The 18,418-nt window shown below is 42.8% G+C and carries 19 protein-coding genes and 1 tRNA gene; 10 read left to right on the forward strand and 10 right to left on the reverse strand.

The genetic code is table 11. The features are described 5' to 3' along the window. Positions 1 to 16 precede the first annotated feature (16 nt). Entirely contained in the window at positions 17 to 3,757 is a 3,741-nt protein-coding gene (locus tag ACKTT2_RS17220) for a hydantoinase B/oxoprolinase family protein (protein WP_407889035.1), read from the forward strand. Positions 3,758 to 3,901: 144 nt separating this feature from the next. Continuing rightward, the gene (locus ACKTT2_RS17225) at positions 3,902 to 4,684 is read left to right on the forward strand and encodes a putative hydro-lyase (protein ID WP_407889081.1); all 783 of its coding nucleotides are present in this window, start codon (positions 3,902 to 3,904) and stop codon (positions 4,682 to 4,684) included. A gap of 371 nt (positions 4,685 to 5,055) precedes the next feature. On the opposite strand, the gene ACKTT2_RS17230 is transcribed toward ACKTT2_RS17225, so the two are convergent. The 4 genes from ACKTT2_RS17230 to ACKTT2_RS17245 form a co-directional block, all read right to left on the reverse strand. Further along, a complete protein-coding gene (locus tag ACKTT2_RS17230; protein ID WP_407889037.1) occupies positions 5,056 to 5,244 on the reverse strand; it encodes a hypothetical protein in 189 nt (62 codons plus the stop codon). Between the two features lie 128 nt (positions 5,245 to 5,372). Beyond that, on the reverse strand, positions 5,373 to 5,672 hold the full coding sequence (locus tag ACKTT2_RS17235) for a caspase family protein (RefSeq protein ID WP_407889039.1): 300 nt from the start codon (positions 5,670 to 5,672) through the stop codon (positions 5,373 to 5,375). A 921-nt stretch (positions 5,673 to 6,593) separates the two neighbouring features. Further along, positions 6,594 to 6,824, reverse strand: a complete 231-nt coding sequence (locus ACKTT2_RS17240) for a toxin-antitoxin system HicB family antitoxin (protein ID WP_407889041.1) — start codon at positions 6,822 to 6,824, stop codon at positions 6,594 to 6,596. A 7-nt stretch (positions 6,825 to 6,831) separates the two neighbouring features. Then, positions 6,832 to 7,254 carry a putative toxin-antitoxin system toxin component, PIN family gene (locus tag ACKTT2_RS17245; protein ID WP_407889043.1) on the reverse strand — a complete coding sequence of 141 codons (423 nt, stop codon included), beginning with the start codon at positions 7,252 to 7,254 and terminating at the stop codon, positions 6,832 to 6,834. A 26-nt stretch (positions 7,255 to 7,280) separates the two neighbouring features. Here ACKTT2_RS17245 and ACKTT2_RS17250 point away from each other — a divergent pair, with 26 nt between their 5' ends. The 4 genes from ACKTT2_RS17250 (at position 7,281) to ACKTT2_RS17265 (ending at position 9,889) form a co-directional block, all read left to right on the forward strand. After that, on the forward strand, positions 7,281 to 7,481 hold the full coding sequence (locus tag ACKTT2_RS17250; protein ID WP_407889083.1) for a D-glutamate cyclase family protein: 201 nt from the start codon (positions 7,281 to 7,283) through the stop codon (positions 7,479 to 7,481). 91 nt (positions 7,482 to 7,572) lie between these two features. Further along, positions 7,573 to 8,568 carry a class A beta-lactamase, subclass A2 gene (gene bla / locus ACKTT2_RS17255; RefSeq protein ID WP_407889045.1) on the forward strand — a complete coding sequence of 332 codons (996 nt, stop codon included), beginning with the start codon at positions 7,573 to 7,575 and terminating at the stop codon, positions 8,566 to 8,568. Between the two features lie 94 nt (positions 8,569 to 8,662). Then, complete coding sequence (locus tag ACKTT2_RS17260; protein ID WP_407889047.1) at positions 8,663 to 8,971, forward strand: hypothetical protein; 309 nt, start codon at positions 8,663 to 8,665, stop codon at positions 8,969 to 8,971. Positions 8,972 to 8,980: 9 nt separating this feature from the next. Then, positions 8,981 to 9,889 (forward strand): serine hydrolase domain-containing protein, encoded by a 909-nt coding sequence (locus ACKTT2_RS17265; protein ID WP_407889085.1) that lies wholly within the window; start codon positions 8,981 to 8,983, stop codon positions 9,887 to 9,889. Between the two features lie 168 nt (positions 9,890 to 10,057). Here the strand turns inward: ACKTT2_RS17265 and ACKTT2_RS17270 are convergent, their stop codons facing one another. From ACKTT2_RS17270 to ACKTT2_RS17290, 5 genes are all read right to left on the reverse strand, one after another. Further along, positions 10,058 to 10,216, reverse strand: a complete 159-nt coding sequence (locus ACKTT2_RS17270) for a hypothetical protein (protein ID WP_407889049.1) — start codon at positions 10,214 to 10,216, stop codon at positions 10,058 to 10,060. A gap of 48 nt (positions 10,217 to 10,264) precedes the next feature. Continuing rightward, positions 10,265 to 10,570 (reverse strand): type II toxin-antitoxin system VapC family toxin, encoded by a 306-nt coding sequence (locus ACKTT2_RS17275; protein WP_407889051.1) that lies wholly within the window; start codon positions 10,568 to 10,570, stop codon positions 10,265 to 10,267. Continuing rightward, positions 10,554 to 10,787 (reverse strand): hypothetical protein, encoded by a 234-nt coding sequence (locus ACKTT2_RS17280; RefSeq protein ID WP_407889053.1) that lies wholly within the window; start codon positions 10,785 to 10,787, stop codon positions 10,554 to 10,556. Before ACKTT2_RS17280 ends, ACKTT2_RS17275 begins: the two co-directional genes overlap by 17 nt. Positions 10,788 to 11,028: 241 nt before the next feature. Further along, complete coding sequence (locus tag ACKTT2_RS17285; protein WP_407889055.1) at positions 11,029 to 11,265, reverse strand: hypothetical protein; 237 nt, start codon at positions 11,263 to 11,265, stop codon at positions 11,029 to 11,031. Then, complete coding sequence (locus tag ACKTT2_RS17290) at positions 11,262 to 11,693, reverse strand: putative toxin-antitoxin system toxin component, PIN family (protein ID WP_407889057.1); 432 nt, start codon at positions 11,691 to 11,693, stop codon at positions 11,262 to 11,264. Before ACKTT2_RS17290 ends, ACKTT2_RS17285 begins: the two co-directional genes overlap by 4 nt. A gap of 428 nt (positions 11,694 to 12,121) precedes the next feature. On the opposite strand from ACKTT2_RS17290, the gene ACKTT2_RS17295 reads away from it, so the two are divergent. From ACKTT2_RS17295 to ACKTT2_RS17305, 3 genes are all read left to right on the forward strand, one after another. Next, entirely contained in the window at positions 12,122 to 13,381 is a 1,260-nt protein-coding gene (locus ACKTT2_RS17295) for a murein hydrolase activator EnvC family protein (protein ID WP_407889059.1), read from the forward strand. Between the two features lie 109 nt (positions 13,382 to 13,490). Continuing rightward, a tRNA-Arg gene (locus ACKTT2_RS17300) sits at positions 13,491 to 13,563 on the forward strand. A 183-nt stretch (positions 13,564 to 13,746) separates the two neighbouring features. Further along, positions 13,747 to 14,046 carry a hypothetical protein gene (locus ACKTT2_RS17305; RefSeq protein ID WP_407889061.1) on the forward strand — a complete coding sequence of 100 codons (300 nt, stop codon included), beginning with the start codon at positions 13,747 to 13,749 and terminating at the stop codon, positions 14,044 to 14,046. Positions 14,047 to 14,234: 188 nt separating this feature from the next. On the opposite strand, the gene ACKTT2_RS17310 is transcribed toward ACKTT2_RS17305, so the two are convergent. Next, positions 14,235 to 15,908 (reverse strand): NHL repeat-containing protein, encoded by a 1,674-nt coding sequence (locus ACKTT2_RS17310; RefSeq protein WP_407889064.1) that lies wholly within the window; start codon positions 15,906 to 15,908, stop codon positions 14,235 to 14,237. 1,025 nt (positions 15,909 to 16,933) lie between these two features. On the opposite strand from ACKTT2_RS17310, the gene ACKTT2_RS17315 reads away from it, so the two are divergent. Further along, positions 16,934 to 17,791: an SDR family oxidoreductase gene (locus ACKTT2_RS17315; protein ID WP_407889066.1), complete on the forward strand. Its 858-nt coding sequence runs from the start codon at positions 16,934 to 16,936 to the stop codon at positions 17,789 to 17,791. Positions 17,792 to 18,418: the final 627 nt, after the last annotated feature.

Raw genomic sequence — 18,418 nt, forward strand, 5'->3', positions numbered from 1 at the left:
ATGGAGGGAAGTAAGGATGAATCTCGATCGCGTAAAGAACTCGCCAATCGCTAATTCCGAGAAGTCTGGTTGGCAATTTTGGATCGATCGCGGCGGTACGTTTACTGACATTGTGGCGCAACGCCCAGATGGCGAAATCGTCGTTCATAAACTCTTGTCTGAAAATCGAGAACGCTACAACGATGCTGCAATTCAAGGTATCCGGGAGATTTTAGGAATTCCATCAGATGCACCCATTCCGACAGAACAAATTGCAGCAGTCAAGATGGGAACGACGGTGGCAACGAATGCACTGTTGGAGCGTAAGGGCGATCGCACTCTTTTGCTGATAACTAAAGGATTTCGAGATGCTCTACGTATTGGCTATCAAAATCGTCCAAACATTTTTGCTCGTCACATTGTACTTCCCGAAATGCTGTACGAGCGGGTCATTGAGATCGAAGAACGATACACTGCTAGAGGAGAAGAATTAATTCCCGTTCAGATTAACGAAGCTCTGATTCAATCGCTCCAATCGGCATACGATGATGGCATTCGGTCTTGTGCGATCGCATTTCTGCACGGCTATCGTTACCCCAACCACGAACAACAAGTTGCTGCATTAGCGAATGATATTGGTTTTACCCAAATCTCAGTTTCTCACAAAGTCAGCCCCCTCATGAAGCTTGTGAGCCGAGGCGATACCACTGTTGTAGATGCCTACTTATCCCCGATTTTACGACGATATGTAAACCAGGTAGCAGCAGAACTAGGAAAAGATGATAACACAACGATTCCTTCTTTATCTCCGCGTTTGATGTTCATGCAGTCCAATGGAGGATTGATTGAAGCTGACAGATTTCAAGGCAAAGACAGCATTTTATCAGGACCTGCTGGTGGCATTGTTGGAGCGGTAAAAACCAGTGCAATGGCGGGTTTTCATCAAATTATTGGATTTGACATGGGTGGGACATCTACTGATGTTTCACACTTTGACGGAGAGTACGAGCGCACTTTTGAAACGGAAGTTGCAGGAGTACGGTTACGCGCACCGATGATGTCAATTCATACAGTAGCAGCCGGAGGTGGATCGATTCTTAACTTTGACGGTTATCGTTACCGAGTCGGTCCTGAGTCGGCGGGTGCAGATCCGGGTCCCGCTTGCTACCGCCGGGGTGGTCCCTTAACAGTGACTGACTGCAATGTGATGGTGGGTAAACTTCAAGCCCCGTTCTTTCCTACTGTGTTTGGCGTTGAGGGAAACTTGCCACTAGACACTGAGATTGTACGGAACCTCTTTGCTCAATTGGCTACAGAGATTTTTGAAAAGACGGGAAGTCAGCGCCAAGCGGAACAAGTCGCTGAGGGATTTATAGCCATCGCGATCGACAAAATGGCTACTGCTATTAAGAAAATCTCTATTCAACGAGGCTATGATGTCACGGAATATACGCTATGCTGTTTTGGCGGTGCGGGCGGACAACACGCTTGTCTAATTGCTGAAGCTCTGGGTATGACTTCAATTTTCATTCATCCCTACGCTGGAGTCCTTTCTGCTTATGGCATTGGCTTAGCGGATGTGCGATCGCTCAAAGAAAAGGCGGTGGAAGTTCAATTAACTCATGACGCAATGCCTGCTTTAGCTCAAACGCTGAGCGCACTCTCCGCAGAAGGGTATGCTGACATGATGCAACAGGGTATCGAGCGCTCTCAAATTCAAGTTCTTCTCAAAGTCCATTTACGCTATGCAGGCACAGATTCTGCATTGGTTGTGGATTTTGGCACTTCGGAGGAAGTTTTACCTGACGAGGCTCGTTGTACTATTCTACGAGAACGCTTTGAGCAAGCTTACCATCAACGCTACGGCTTCACGATGCCCGATAAAGCACTGATTGTTGAAGCAGCTTCAGTGGAAGCGATCGGACAAAGTGGCGAGATTAAAGAGCCAACTGTTGTATCTAGCAGAACAGCACCGCTCGAACCAATTGATACTGTTAAGATCTATACCAAAGGCAATTGGCACGATACACCTGTTTATCAACGCCACGATTTGAGACCAGGCGATCGCATTACCGGAGCCGCCCTAATTATTGAACCCACAGGAACAAATGTCATCGAGCCAGGATGGTATGCACAATTAACTCAACAAAATCACCTGATTTTGAGAAAGGATGACAGCCCAAAGTTAAAGGATGAAATAGAATCAAATCCATCTGTTATTGCTCCTCCCTCCTCGACTCCCGACCCCGTTCTCTTGGAAATTTTCAACAATTTGGTACGGGCGATTGCCGAGGAAATGGGCATTACATTGCAAAACACCAGTTACTCAGTCAATATCAAAGAACGGCTCGATTTCTCCTGCGCCATTTTTGATCGACAAGGACAACTCGTTGCCAATGCACCCCATATTCCAGTGCATTTGGGTTCCATGAGCGAAAGCGTGAACAGTTTAATTCAAGCCAAAGGCAATACCCTGAAGCCCGGAGATGCTTACGTGTCCAACAATCCTTATAACGGAGGGACGCATTTGCCAGATGTAACTGTTATTACTCCGGTTTTTGTCCCTGACTCTACCGTTCCACTGTTCTATGTTGCTTCGCGGGGACACCATGCTGACATTGGCGGTATTACACCCGGTTCAATGCCACCCCACAGTACTTCAATTGACCAAGAAGGTATTTTACTAGATAACGTGCAAATTGTTGACCAGGGGCGTTTTCAAGAAACAAAGATACTAGAATTGTTGAGAGCAGGGGATTATCCAGTCCGCAATCCCAACCAAAATTTAGCCGATCTCCAAGCACAGATTGCTGCCAATGAGCGAGGCGTACAAGAACTCCACCGCATGGTCGAGCATTACGGATTGGCAACTGTGGAAGCCTATATGCAGCACGTTCAAGATAATGCAGAAGAAGCGGTGCGACGGGCAATTGATGTGCTTAAAGATAGTATTTTCACGTACAAAATGGATGATAACAGTATTATTTGTGTCAAGATTACAATCGCTCGCCATAACCGTTCCGCTCGCGTTGATTTCACGGGTACTTCACCCCAGCAATCCACCAATTTGAATGCACCATTGGCAATTTGCAAAGCGGTTGTGCTCTATGTGTTTCGGACGCTGGTTGAGGATGATATTCCGCTCAATGCTGGTTGTCTCAAGCCATTGGAGATGATTATTCCAGAAGGCTGTCTGCTCAATCCGCGCTATCCGGCTGCTGTTGTTGCGGGTAATGTAGAAACGTCACAAGCGCTCGCCAATGTATTATATGGTGCTTTGGGTATAATGGCAGCGTCTCAAGGCACAATGAATAATTTTACCTTTGGCAACGAGCAACACCAGTATTACGAAACGATTTGTGGTGGTTCTGGGGCTGGTGCGGATTTTGATGGAACTGATGCGGTTCAGACGCATATGACGAACTCGCGGTTGACCGATCCGGAGGTGCTAGAGTGGCGGTTTCCAGTTTTAGTTGAAGAGTTTGCAATTCGTTCTAATAGTGGCGGTTATGGTAAATATAGAGGTGGTAATGGGGTAATTCGCCGGATTCATTTTCAAGAAGCGATGACAGCAGCAATTTTGTCAGGTCATCGAGTGGTTCCGCCGTTTGGGTTAGCGGGTGGTGAATCGGGGGCGGTTGGATGTAATTCGGTGGTGCGTTGTGATGGGACGGTTGAATCTTTGGGTAGTAAAGCTGAAGTTCAAATGCAACCCGGTGATGTTTTTGCGATCGAGACGCCAGGAGGTGGTGGGTTTGGTGCTCTACCCTCTTCTTAACCTTGTGTGAAAAGTAGGTTGGGTTGAGGAACGAAACCCAACATTCAAAAATCTTGTCCTGTATTGCATCAGAAAAAATTTATAGAACCGCAGCCTGTAGCAGACGAACGCAGATAAATTTGTACTTCGTATTGGAGATAAATGATGTCAATGTCTACACTTCCTTCCGAAATCCGTCAACAATGTCGAACTGGTGAGTTAAAGGCTCCTACGCCCGGTCTTGCTCTAGGATACGTTCAAGCTAACCTAGTTGTATTGCCATACGATTTAGCATTTGAATTTCTGCTGTTTTGTCAGCGAAACCCCAAGCCTTGTCCAATTCTTGATGTTACAGAAGTCGGAGATCCCGAACCTAAACTGATTGCTCCTGGTGCTGATATTAGAACAGATTTGCCACGCTATAGAATTTTTCGTCAGGGTCAGCTTGTTGAGGAAACAACGGATATTAGACCATTTTGGAGAGACGATTTAGTTGCCTTTTTAATTGGTTGCTCTTTTTCTTTCGAGAATGCCATGCTTAATGCTGGGTTACCCGTGCGACATATAGAAGAAGGGAAAAATGTTCCGATGTATAAGACAAATATTAAATGTGTTTCTAGCCGAACCTTTTCCAGCCCCTTAGTTGTTTCCATGCGTCCCTTACCCGCACATCACATCGTTCGCTCTGTAGAAGTCACGAGTCGCTATTACAAAGCACACGGATCTCCCGTGCATATTGGAAACCCAGGGGGAATAGGGATTGAAGATTTGGGGAGTCCAGATTACGGGGATATGGTTACTCTTCGCGATAATGAAGTTCCTGTTTTTTGGGCTTGTGGAGTCACAACTCAAACTGCAATTCTTCAAGCCAAGCCTGAATTCGCCATTACTCATGCACCCGGACATATGTTTGTGAGTGACTTAAAAGACGAGGATCTTTTTATTTAGAGTCATAAAGTCCGCGATCATCTACTATGTGATGGACTACTAGTAGACTACGCTTGTAAGTTTGTTCATAGTTGATTGAGAGCAAAACGTCGGAGGAGAGAAAAATAATTGCGAGGGTTGTGAAAAGAACGAATGCGACAAGTATCTTCAAAAAAAGTACAATCCAGAGTCCAATGTGCTGTATTTTCAATTCCTAATATTTATTTTTGTGACAGCCTCAAGTCAAAAAGTGTAACTCAAGGGCAAAGCTGAAAATTCATACTACAAATGTTATTGAAACCCCTGCTTACAAGTTTTCTAGCCATACCTTATTTCTTTTGTCTTGCGTCTCCTTCTACCCTCTGCCTTTTCTTCGCGCCATTCCACTTAAGTCAGCATCCACGCTTGCTGGAATGAGTTTTTGCCTTCACCATTAGCATACGTGGAGAGGTAATTGTTGATTGATGACACCAATTATAATTTGCAGTATCAGTGTTTACCATGTTTATATTGGAAGTTGTTACAGCAGTATTGTTAGTTCTTGGATCGACAGGGAGACGAACACTATTGACTTCTTTCATTTTCGATATTATTTTTACAATCAAATCAAAGTTTGTTTGACTTATTAGCTGAAGTCCTTGTAGATTTTTACATTTTTCTTTTAGATATTTCAATCGTTTGTTGATGTTGCCCCATGACTCATTTCTATTTACAGTACCCAAAAGGCTTCAGGGGAGTCTTGCTGTCCGCCATGTCCAGCAAAGTAAAATAAAGCAACATCCTCACTCCCCGCTTGGCCCAGGTGGTGGCGGAAGCCATCAATAACGGATTGACGAGTCGCTTTTTCGTTGAGCAGGGTGTGAAGGTGGAGTTGATAATCATCGTTCGCCACTCGCTTTTCCAGATAAGCTTTAATTCCAAGGATGTCGTTGACACAACCCTTTAACGGAGAGACGGGAGCAACGTATTCGTCAATGCCAACGAGAAGTGCATAGAGGTTACGAGTCATAATTACCTCGAAGGTAAAGGGGTTAGTCGTAGCTTAGGTAGTTATGTAGTGCATTACACTTCGTTAACGCACCTTACGAAAATGGCGATCGCACTACAAGAGTACTAACACCTCTAAGTAGGTGCAGGTCAATCAGCTAAAAATAGTTATATGGTTATGCAGTTCAAAAACTTGCCCAACCGACATTTAATTTTTTGATTGATATCTAAAACTGGTGTTAAGTTTAATGACTTGCACCAACTTGATGACATGAGTCATTTCTGTTGTAATCGAAGTCATTTTCGCATAACTAATTATCAAAATCTACGAACAAAGAGTAAAAAATTGAAAAATTATTCCTTTAGATAGATAACAAAATTGAGAATTTTAAACTGCCAACCTAATATATAGATGCAAGCCATATCAACTTATGCAGTTATTCAGCAAATCTGCAAGAAAACGTTAAAAAATCGCCTTAACTGTACGTTTGTTCATTTTGAAAGGGAGAATAGTGAACGACGCCCTTTCATCTCCCGGTCAAGTTGAAGTTGAACGCGACTCACACCACCATTGGTCAACCAACTTTTGACATCATCGACAGCGCTAGAGGTTGGACCAAATCGATCCGTTTGTAATAAAACGTTCGCGAAGCGCAAGCTCTACCCAGCTTATCGCCCCTCAAAACTCCGGCGGAGAACTCCACGCCAATCACCACGTTCTAGATATTCGATCAATGTCATAGCTTAAGGTATTCGATGACTACGAGTGTTCTATTTAGAGTCATAAAGTTTACGATCGCCTGCTAGCCAAGCTTCGAGGTCAGCAAGACATGTAAAATCAAAATGATTCAAACGGTAGAATCTTAAATCTGTCACTGTCTTTGCGATCGAGACGCCAGGAGATGGTGGGTTTGGTGCGGAAGAAAGGACATAATAAAGCTATTTACTGATTTTGGTCGCTCAACAAAGTATCAAGTTTCGCTAAGATTTTTAAGCCTTCTTCTGGATTGCCAGTTGCAGCCATTGCTTTAAATCTGGTGTAGGCATCAAATTCCGCTAGAGCTAAGGTCGATAATTCTTCAATCAGTTTATTGATACTTATTCCTTTGGCTTGAGCAAGTTCTTTTAACCTGTTGTGTTTTTCGTCTGGTAAACGAATAGTTAAAGTAGCCATTCTTAATTCAACTCCTGATAATTTCTTCTGGTTTTAATATTGATAAATTTGGAAATAACAATTGTGAATTTTGGAAATCCTTAATATTATGAGTGGCAATAATTTGAGCATTACCAGCAACCGCTAATTCAATTAAGTGGTTGTCAGCCTCGTCTTTTAAATTAGGTCGCCATAGGTAGTAAATAGAAATCCACTCACTCACACTCAAAAATGATGCGAGTAAAGCAGAAATTTCTACACTAGTTAAAGGACATTGGGCAAGAATTTCTTCTCGCCCAATGACTGACTCATACTCAGAAAATAAAGCGGTTCCCATCAAAGGTTGATATTCGCCTTTTAAGCAGCGTCGAATTAGTTCTCTACTAGAACCTGTAGAGCTAATAAGCGCACTGATTAAAACGGTGGTGTCAACTACAATTTTAATAGCCATGCCGTTATGATAGCATATACGCTGTCATTTTAGTACAGTTCGGATTTCATAACTTTAGTGATTATGGGAATGCGGTGACTCTTCGCGATGATGAAGTTCCTGTTTTTTGGGCTTGTGGAGTCACAACTCAAGCTGCAATTCTTCAAGCTAAGCCGGAATTCGCTATGACTCATGCACCCGGACATATGTTTGTGAGTGACTTAAAGGACGAGGATCTTTCTATTTAGTTGGCTGAAACGATCGCTTTCTCAGAAGAATTCCGAAATTGAGCAAGTCGCGAGTGTAGCTCTAGCGGTTCGCGATTCTAATTCAAGGGATATGTTTCAAGTGGTGAAAAAAGCTTGGCTTTACACATTTTGCTTGTTTCTACTGGCTGTTCTACTGAGTGTTAGTTGCACGGGTATTAATTCTAGTAACAGAGAAGATACTGCAAACAGTCAAACAAGTGCGCCGAGCGCAGTTACAATCACCAACATCGATCGCAGTAACAAATTAGGCGATCGCATTGAACAAATCTCCCTTGCGGCTCAAGGGCGGGTGGGGATGACAGCCACAGTACTAGAAACTGGAGAGTCAATATCTCTAAATGGAGATCGGCGATTTCCCATGCAAAGCGTTTACAAGTTTCCAATCGCGATGGCGGTTTTGGCTCAAGTAGACAAAGGAAACCTAAAGTTAGACCAGAAGATTCGGGTTGAGGCTAGGGATATCGTTCGGAACAGTCAAATTCTAGAGAAGAATTCGCAAGGAAAGGAATTCAGTCTGGCTGAACTCATAAAGTACATGGTTTCTGAAAGTGATAGTACGGCTTGTGATGTGCTGTTACGACTCATCGGTAAACCACAGCGTGTCACGGAGTATTTACGCAATCTTGGCGTAAATGACATTGTTGTAGCGAATACAGAGAACGAGATCCAGTTCGGACAAGATCCAGGATTGCAGTATCGTAACTATGCAACGCCGGATGCAGCCGTTAATTTATTACGTGCTTTCCATAAAGGGCAAGGGCTTTCAAAATCTAGTCAAGCCTTATTGCGGCAATGGATGATAGAAACTTCAACAGGTCCGAACCGTATTAAGGGACTGTTGCCGAAGGAAACAGTTGTAGCGCACAAAACAGGTACTTCGGCTACCGTCAATGGTGTGACGGCTGCAACCAATGATGTGGGACTCGTGACACTGCCGAATGGACGACATCTAGCGATCGCAGTTTTTGTTTCAGATTCTCAGGCAACCAATGCGATCCGCGAAGAAGTCATCGCAAAAGTGGCGAAAGCCGCATGGGACGAATGGAGCTTAATTACCCGTTATTAGTTATTTTGAAGATAGCTTTGTAGTAGCGCAAGCAATACGATACCGAGCAGCCAAGCAGGAAACGATCTAACACGATGGCGAAGGGAGAAATCAAATGTCTACATCACCCAATTTTCAAACGGCTACTGAACTCGGTCTCATGGTTGGATTCCCACCCGCACCCGATAAACTAGTCACTCACGAAAATCAGCTCTTCGCTCCCTACACGCGCTGGAGCTTTCAGAATTTACTGAAACTGAACTGTGTCGCCGAGGTGTGGCGAGGCAACCAGCCTGTTAGCGATCTGGAGTATGCGCTGCGCGATCTCCGTGATGTTACCTATCAAAATGTTGCAGGAGATTCCTTCACCTTTGAAGACGCGATCGACCTGAGCTATACAGATGGCATTATCGTGTTGCATTAGGGAAAAGTTATCTATGAGCGTTATTTGAATGGAATGCAGTCGCATACACTACATGCTTGGGCATCTGGCAGCAAATCCATGACAGGGACAATCGCAGCACTGCTGGCGCACGAAGGTTTGTTTAGCCTGGATGAGGTTGTTGCTACTTACTTACCAGAGTTGCAGCACAGTGGTTTTGGTGATGCGACGATACGACAGGTAATGGATATGACGACGGCTGTCACTTACTCTGATGCAAGAACAGATACGGTGACGGAGAACTGGGAGTATGGCATTGCGATGGGTTGGCGATCGAAGCCAGCAGATTACACCAAACCTGAAACCAGCTATGACTTTCTGCCTACAATGAAAAAGGACGGAGAGCATGGCGTTCGATTTACTTATCAAACCCCAAATACAGATGTATTGGCATGGCTAATCAAACGGTTGTCGAAACAATCCCTAGCGGACGTAATGCAAGAGCGAATTTGGTCAAAGTTGGGAGTTGAACGAGATGCGTTTTGGATCGTTGGTTCCGCCGCCGTCGAAACTGCTGGATCGGGGTTAATCACAACACTGCGAGATATGGCACGATTTGGGCAAATGCTCCTGCAAAAGGGGCAGTTCAACGGTCAACAGATTATACCAGAGGCAGCAATCTCAGACATCGAACGAGGGGGCGATCCGGATGCCTTTGCACGCGGTCCTGCTGGCAATCCGATGAGTGCAGGATATTCTTACCATTACCAGTGGTGGATAGCACCCAATGCTCAGGCGTACTATGCCTTGGGCTACGGCGGACAGCATCTATACATTCATCCAAGAGCACAACTGGTGGTGGCGAAGTTTAGCTCCTATCCCACCCCTACGCCTGACGGAAGAGAATTCTACAGTGCGTTCGCCGCGTTTCCAGCCTTGGTGAAAGAATTGATCGGTTAAAGCTTTGCACGATGCTTAAAAAAACATATAAGCTTTAGGAGGATTACGAAAATGAACCATGGGAAAACGTGGTCAGCAAGACTTGTAAAATCAAGCAGTGCTTCCCCTAATGCTCACTTTCCCCCCTTTTTAAGGGGGGCTAGGGGGGGTCTTGATACAACAGTAGACTTAGTTTAAATTGGGATCGCTAGGGTATGTGGGAAAACGTAATCCGTTCTTGACAAGCCAGCTGTCAATGACTTCATAAATTTGGTCGATAATCTCCTGAGAATAGCCATTTGCTAACATCCAGGTTTCAAACGGATTAGTACCTGTGTTTTCTAACATAATAGCGATATGAATCAAATCAAAAATTTGACCATTTTTAACTTGTCTTTATTCTAATAATTTCATCCATCTTTTGTGTATGCTACTTGGTGTTGGTAATATTCTTATATGTGGCATTTGACAAATTCTATTAATGCGAGTAACTGCGTCTTGAGACCCTAAAGGATTGGCTAAAATTGATGGATTAGTAACATAAGAATAAAATTCAGCCAAAACTTGAGATGATATACACAATATTTCTCTTTCGCTAGGTCTAAATATTTCTAATGCCGTTCTATGCTGCGGCGCTTTGATATTAACAATATAAGCTAAAACATTAGTGTCAATATAAATTTGTTTAGGTTCTTTGTCCATAGAGCGTACTGCGGTCAAAAGGTACTAAAATTTCACTAGCAAAAAATAAATCGTTCATATTAACATCTTCATCATGATTGCTGTAACTTGATTGTTCTTCTTTACTATTCTGATTACGAATTAATTGATTTTTAGCGTGAAATGCCTCGATTATTGCTTTGATTTGCTCAATTTGTTCTGGAGTTAATCCAGTAACATTAAGTGTTTGATTGGTCATAGAAATTGATTGGTTATCTTCAATATTCTAATTATACCGCTTTATAGGGTGTTTTAAAAATCTAACTATTAAAGAATCAAGGTTTTAAAACCCACGTAAGTGGTGAATCCAGCCTTGTAGATTGCATCCCCGCACTCTGACAGTACTGCTGAACAGTATTGGTGTAGCTGTGGCAAGTACTTTGTTTTCAATTGCGATCGTTAATCGGAAAGACCGCGAGCGCTAAAATAAGCTGTAACACTCATATTTTGTCGTAATCCTCTGGCTCTACATCAGGAACTTTATTTAAAACTTGCTGAAATTTGTCCCAACTACCGCGTTTGGCTTTTTCTTCTATATAATCTTTGGTCATCCATGCTGAAACTTGTGCAGATAAGGCAATGGCTACAAGTTGTTCAAGTGATATGTTTTCTTTAGTAGCTAAAGTCTCTATTTGTTTATATAAAGAATCAGGAATTTGTACGTTTAAGTTGCTCATGGTATCTCTCCTACGTGTTGTAAAAATTCTTTAGGTGATACGACTCTAATACCAAATTTTTCTACTGATTGTAAATCTTTTTGATTGTATGTGATGATAAAGTCGGCTTTTGCTTCAACGGCTAAATCGATAAGAAAATCATCATCGGGATCTCGTGCTAAGGGTCTCCATAGATAAAAAATACTACATTGGTTAGCAATGGCACAAATAGCTTCTATCACATTATCGATCTCTTTCGAGGTTAATGTTAATAGGTCTTTTTCTCGTTTAAGGATTTCTTCGTACTCGAAGATTAAGGCAATAGAAATATTTAACTGCCAACGAGTATCGTTGAGTAGTGTTAACAGTTTGTATGATGCGCCACGATTAGAGCGTAAACCAGCAAGAAGTACGTTAGTATCTAGTACAATTTGATACGGTATTGTCATTTATTTACTGGCGCTGTTACGCGATTGGTTGTTGACGCAGCACGGTTGTATCCATAATTTTTCTTGCTGTCTGGAAAACGATTGTATCAGTTTGGTTTCGAGTTGGTTCCAAAGTGTCAGAGAGATAGTCTACTTGTATCGAAAAATTGACCGAGATCGCTGGCGATCTCATATTTGGCTAATTACTCATGATATCCAAATTTTACCCACTTGGAAAGAGAAGAAATCGGATTTCCAGTTCCCTCCCCTTTCACGCGTGGAGGGTTAGGGTGGGGTAAATTCGATTTATGTGTACACCGTAGTCTCTTTGCTAGGGAAAGAGTTATTTGTATTAGAAGAGTTTAACCGAACATGATATGAGAGGTTGGGCAATATTTTGGGAACAATACACCTGATGTTTGCAGCCATTTTGTGGCTCGGTCAACAGCATGAGAGTGCCATTTCCCAAAAAACACCAGAAATATCCTCCTTCTCCCCTGCTTTCTAAGGGAGGTTGGGAGGAGCATATCGGTCAATTTATATTTATTCTTGCAGTTTTTTGCATTTTATGCATTAGCTTGATATTTATTCCAGTACAAAGTGATGCGGCTACTACAGAAGCAAATAATACAATTAATACGTTGCGCCAACAGCAACAAATGGTTGACCAACAGCGCCAAAGCTTTACTCAAGAACGCCAACGCTTGAATAATTTGCAAGAAGCAGCACAAAATCGTCTCAACGGTTTAGAACAAAACCTGCAAACAACTGACGTTCAAATTCAAGACAGTGAATTTCGATTGCAAAAGGCGATGCAACGGCTACAGCAATTACAAGCGGCTCTAGCAACAGCTGAAGTTTCTTATCAACAACGTCAAGAAGCAACTGTTGCTCGTTTGCGCTTTCTCCAACGGAACCGTATGAGCCAGGGTTGGGGAGTTTTGCTGCAAAGTCATAACTTGAATGATTTTTTAGATCGTCGCCGTCAGTTGAAGTTAGTTTATCAAGCCGATCGCCAAGTTTTGGCTAAACTAACGAAACAAGCAAATCGGCTGAACGCTCAAAAAACACAGGTAGAAGAGCAAAGAAATGAAATAAACTTGATTCGCCAGCAATTGTATGCCCAAAAAGCTGATTATCAAACACAGGCGCAGTTGCAGGGAGACTTGATACAACGTTTGAACAGCGATCGCTTAGCTCTATTAGCAGCAGAAACTCAGATGGAAAGGGATTCTCAGGCGTTGGAATCCTTAATTCAGCAAAAGGTTGCAGAAGAAGAGGAGAGGTTGAAAACAAACAGCCGTAATAGCGTAATTATTCGTGGAACTGGTATTTTTGCTTATCCCAGTAATGCTCCTACAAGCAGTCCTTTCGGATGGCGGATGCACCCGGTGCTTGGGTATCGTCGCTTTCATGCTGGGTTAGATTTTGCTGCTAGTTATGGTAGTACCATTCGTGCTGCCGATTCGGGAACGGTAATTTTTGCTGGATGGTATGGTGGTTATGGTAGGGCGGTTATTATTAACCACGGCAAAGGTATTACAACTCTTTACGGTCATAGCAGCGAGTTGTTTGTTTCCGAAGGACAAACAGTAGAGCGAGGACAAGCGATCGCTGCTGTGGGTTCTACGGGATTATCCACTGGTCCCCACCTCCACTTTGAAGTGAGAAAAAATGGTACGCCTGTTAACCCCATAAATTTCCTATAACACGGGTTTGTAGTTGCGGTGCATACGAAGACAGCGTAACTACAAACCTTTTAACAATCTTAAATTACCTACACAGTTAACATAAAAATGCTATATTAAGAAAAATCGTGGGCGTGTAGCTCAGTGGATAGAGCAACAGGTTCCGGTCCTGTTGGCCGGGGGTTCAAATCCCTCCACGCTCGTTTTTTCTCATTTGCCAAATTTTTGTCCGCGTTGACAGATTAGTGTCCTTCTTGACAAATTATTGTCTGCATAAACAAATAAGTTCTGGTGCGAGCGAGTAAAATGTTTTAGCACCAATTGTTTGATGCGCTAACATCAGGTTAACGAATAGCACGTTAACGGTAATTGAACGGAGAAGGGCTTTGCTTTACCTCCGATCGCTTAAGCTTGCTGTCTACAGATCGGGAAGTGTTACTCTGGAATTTATTCACGGGCGAGAAGCGCGAGATTGTACCTTTGTTTGGGCAAAGTATCCAAGCCCTTTGTCTGCACCCGAATGCCGAAACCCTCGCGAACAGTACGCTTTGGTAGCAAGCGGCGACCATCTGATTTTATATGATATCAGTGGTGAAAGCTTACCTGTATTATTTGAAGGACGCACGGGATTGGTCAGCGATCTTCAAGTATCAATAATCCCTCCCCAATCCATGGGGGAGGGCTAGGGTGGGGTAAAAACACAGAGTCGGGTGGGCGAGGACGCCCGTTCCACAAGATAGCATCCTTGGGTTTTTGCTCTCGCTCTATCTCTCAAATACACGGGCGAGGACGCCCGTTCCACAAGAGCAGAGCATTGTGTGGTTTATGTATCTAAGAGCATAGTGTGGTTCATTTATCTGAGAACTGCGATCGACTAATCTTCCACGACATACAGCATTGTCTTAGCTTGTAAGTCTTCTTCCACTAACACTGCCAGCTCACCAGACTCTAACCTAGTAGCAGAGAGAGGTTGCCACAAATCAATCCAGCCACTTCTTTTTGTACGTAATGTTGTGATATATTTCCCATCTTTTGTATCTAACATTCGCACTGCTCCTGTATTTGATTCATCTCCTTCATTTTCTTTGTTTAAGTAACCAATAAAGACTCTATCCTCTGCTACCAAAAAGCCTATGCCTAAAATGCGATCTTGAATGGGAACGCTATCATTGTACCAGTTATATGGTATTTTGGTCTGCCAGTTTTGAGTTGGAGAACCTGAAGAAATTTTATCGTATCGTGCTAAGTCTCCTCCAAACTCCTGAACGTATTCGTTCTTACCACCAGTCACATACAGAGAATCCGTCTTTGCATCGTGATAAATTCGTTGAGGATTTACCCAATCGTTTAAGGTTGCAACTTCTTGAGTTTCACCAAAGATTGGGTTTCCATCTCCATCGAGTCCTTGAACTTCTGTTTTGAGAATCCTCTTGCCATCAAGTTCCCAAAAAGTGCCGTCTTGGTCGATGCTAAATGCAGGGCTACGGTTTGTTCGTGGTAGCTTCCCTGCAGGAGAAGCAATATAACCATTGTTATTGAACTTGAAAACGTGAATATCTCCGCCATTTAAACCATCAACGGTATACATTAACCTCTGATTTTTAACTTTGCCAACGAAGACCACCGAGCCAGCACCTGCATTATTATTAGGATCGGGCCGACGAACATCGTCTGGATAGGTATCTTCGTCAAGAGTGTATGCAATTAATTTCCATTGCTGACCTGCGGGCTTGCTGTAATCCATTTCGTATATCTCTTGTTTTCCATAGATATACTTGCCCTTACTCTCTGGATCGAACCAAGGCATATCTATGAAATGCAACCCAAGCATTTCCCAATTCAATGTCTCTCCATCAGAAGCAAGGCTGACAATGCGAGTTCCCGAGCGACTCATGCACACATAAATGTTACCTTGTTCATCGGTTCCAGTACCAGTAATCCCCCAAAATACGTTGGGTGCGACTGCTCCCTTTGTAGCTTTCACGCCACCTGGGACACCAACTGTACGGACAAGCTTGCCATCAGTGTTATAGAATTCAATGACGTGTTTGTCATTGCCGTCATCCGCTACCATGAGGAGACCGTCTTTGTTATCAATAGCAAGGGCTGTGGGTTTGACTAAACTAGTAATCTTAACCCCTGTTCCCTCCTTGATGACAGTGTTATTTTGAATACTCCATTTGTTCCCTTCACGATCGGTAACGCTATCAACGTTTATATCTCGGGATTTTTCATTAGCAATCACATCGCCCTTGTAATACACGCCATGCGTCAGATCGTCTTCATCCCAATCACTTTCAGTGAAAACTTTACCGTCTCTGTCAACCTCACATGCAGAGACAAAGTTTTGTACGTGTTTGTAAGGGTAGTCTTTATTTGGGTCTAACCGTTCAGCACCACTGAGGGTATTGCCAATCCAAGAAGTTTTGTAGTTTACGTTATTGTTACTTGTTTGGGCATGTGCAGGATTTGTTAACAAATCTCCTATTCCCGATCCTATGGAAAATAAGGCAGTGAGAGAAAGAGTACCAACTTTACGTTTCTTCACAAGATTCTCCAGATTTCACATTAAGGGCTTTGAGAAACTCTGGAGATGCATCCTAAATAACTACAGATATGTGACTGTTGAAAAGCTGTACAGCAGCCACTAGACTCTAAAGGCTAATCCAATAGCCTTACAAAAAGCTCAAAAATGACGTTCCGAAACCAAATGTAAGGGTTTCAACTCAATCGGGTATGTCGTACAGGCTATACATTCCTGACGCTTAGGCTTACTTCATTTAAATGAAAACAGCTACAAACTATTGTTAGCTATGGATAACGGTAGGAAACCCTATCTCAAAAGACCTTTGCGCTCCCTGCTAATAATAACCTCAGAGGTCAGTCTCTAGATAGTCTCAGCCAAACAGAGGGCTATTTGACTTTGATTATCTATCGATGAGATTTTACAATGGAAATAATTTTACTACGAAAAAAATTTTTTTGGCAACTAATTTCACCCTGCAAAAAAAATGCTAACGGGTAAACTCTACAATCGAACGAAATGTACAAGCTGTATACTAACAATTTATTAAGCCAACAGATAATTTGGCAATGAGTATTTATACTTAATTTATATTTATTGACAATTAAGCATTGAAATGATACCTTGTCTTGCTAAAGCACAAAAGATTGCTATAGCAACCCTATTTGATTTGTAAACAGGTATGATGCCCGCCTAAAACGGATACTCATCCTCATCAAAAGAGAGATAAAGAACCCCAGATCGCTCGATTAAATTAATATAGCCTTATTTCTAATGGCAGAATAAATTGCTGATTAGAGAATCTATCCTATAAAAGAAACTTGAAAAAGTGAATACAAGCTTTTAAAGCAAGAGAGGGATAACGTTACACTATCCAATCTCCAACAAGACGACTCCCAACAGAAGCGAGAAGCTCTCCCATCTGAAGGGGGAATCTCTGCCATTGCTTGCTTGTGAGAAGTCAATAAAAGCGTTGTTACAAGAACGTGTATAATACACGCTCGCGCAAAGTTTTTGGGAATTAGCAAACACAAAACGGTGAAAACATTATGACTCAAACACAAGAATTACAACCACCACAACAACAGACTCCTCCTGGAAGAGAAGGCGAAATGACGCCAAAGCCCCAATCTCAAAGCGTTCAATACAAAGGCAGTAGCAAGTTAGAAAGTAAAGTAGCGTTAATTACAGGTGGTGATAGCGGTATTGGTCGCGCAACAGCCATCCTCTTTGCTAGAGAGGGGGCAGATGTAGCTATTGTTTATCTCAGCGAACAGCAGGATGCAGAAGAAACAAAGAGACTTGTGGAAGCTGAAGGTAAGCATTGTCTGTTGATTAAAGGAGATGTCGGAAGCGAACCGTTTTGCCAAGAAGCGATACAGCAAACAGTTAATCAGTTTGGACATCTAGATATTCTGATTAATAACGCTGCCGAACAGCATCCACAAAAGAGCATTGAAGACATCTCAGCCGAGCAATTGGAGCGTACTTTTCGCACCAATATCTTTGGTATGTTCTTTATGACTAAAGCAGCTCTGCCACATCTTAAAGAAGGGAGTGCTATTATCAATACCACTTCAGTCACCGCCTATAAAGGCAGTCCTCAACTGCTAGATTACTCAGCAACTAAGGGCGCGATCGTTGCTTTTACTCGTTCTCTGTCGCAATCTCTGCTTGAGAAGGGTATCCGTGTCAATGGCGTTGCTCCCGGTCCCATCTGGACTCCCTTGATTCCCTCAACCTTTCCTGAAGAAAAGGTAAAGAGTTTTGGCACTCAAGTTCCTATGCAACGAGCCGGACAACCAGAAGAAGTCGCTCCTTGTTATGTGTTCCTGGCTTCTCAAGACTCTTCATATATGTCAGGTCAAATTCTGCATCCCAATGGAGGCGAAGTTGTCAATGCTTAGTTTTTGATACCTAGTTTATTTTGGTAGTTACTATATCAATACTCCTCGTTCCCAGGCTGAGCCTGGGAATGCAGACAGCGAGGCTCCGCCTCGTGTAACAAATTAACACCGGAGGCTCCGCCTCCCCTAAGACATTCCCAGGCTGAGTCTGGGAACGAGGTCGGGGACAGATCCATCAAGAGCGAACAGCATCCTTTAATAAGTCGGGGATCTAATTTTCTTATATATGATTTAGGACTGCTATATATTTTTCTCAAAGCTTCTGAAATATCTTAAGAGGCTTTTTTTGTACTTGCAATATAGAAAACCCCCGATTGGTTTCAGGGGCGAATACAAACTAAGATTTGCTCCTCTTATCTATTCTGTTAGCGAGCAAACTATTGCACCTCGCACAGAAGATATAACTAGGAATAAGTAATCTTGTATACATCATGGCAATTAACAGTGGCTATTATTCCAGTATTTTTGAATCATCTGCTCATATATTTCCACAAGGCGTATATACGCACTCGTAGCAGCTAAATGGGCTTGTGACGCCTGCACGAGAAAAAAAAAGTTGAGTGTTTCCCCCCCCCTTTAAAGTTGTAATTAATACAAGAAGTTTTGAGACTTCCATAGAGTACTTTA

This window comes from Scytonema hankhaensis NUACC26, from assembly GCF_045865695.1.
Classification (GTDB): domain Bacteria; phylum Cyanobacteriota; class Cyanobacteriia; order Cyanobacteriales; family Nostocaceae; genus Scytonema.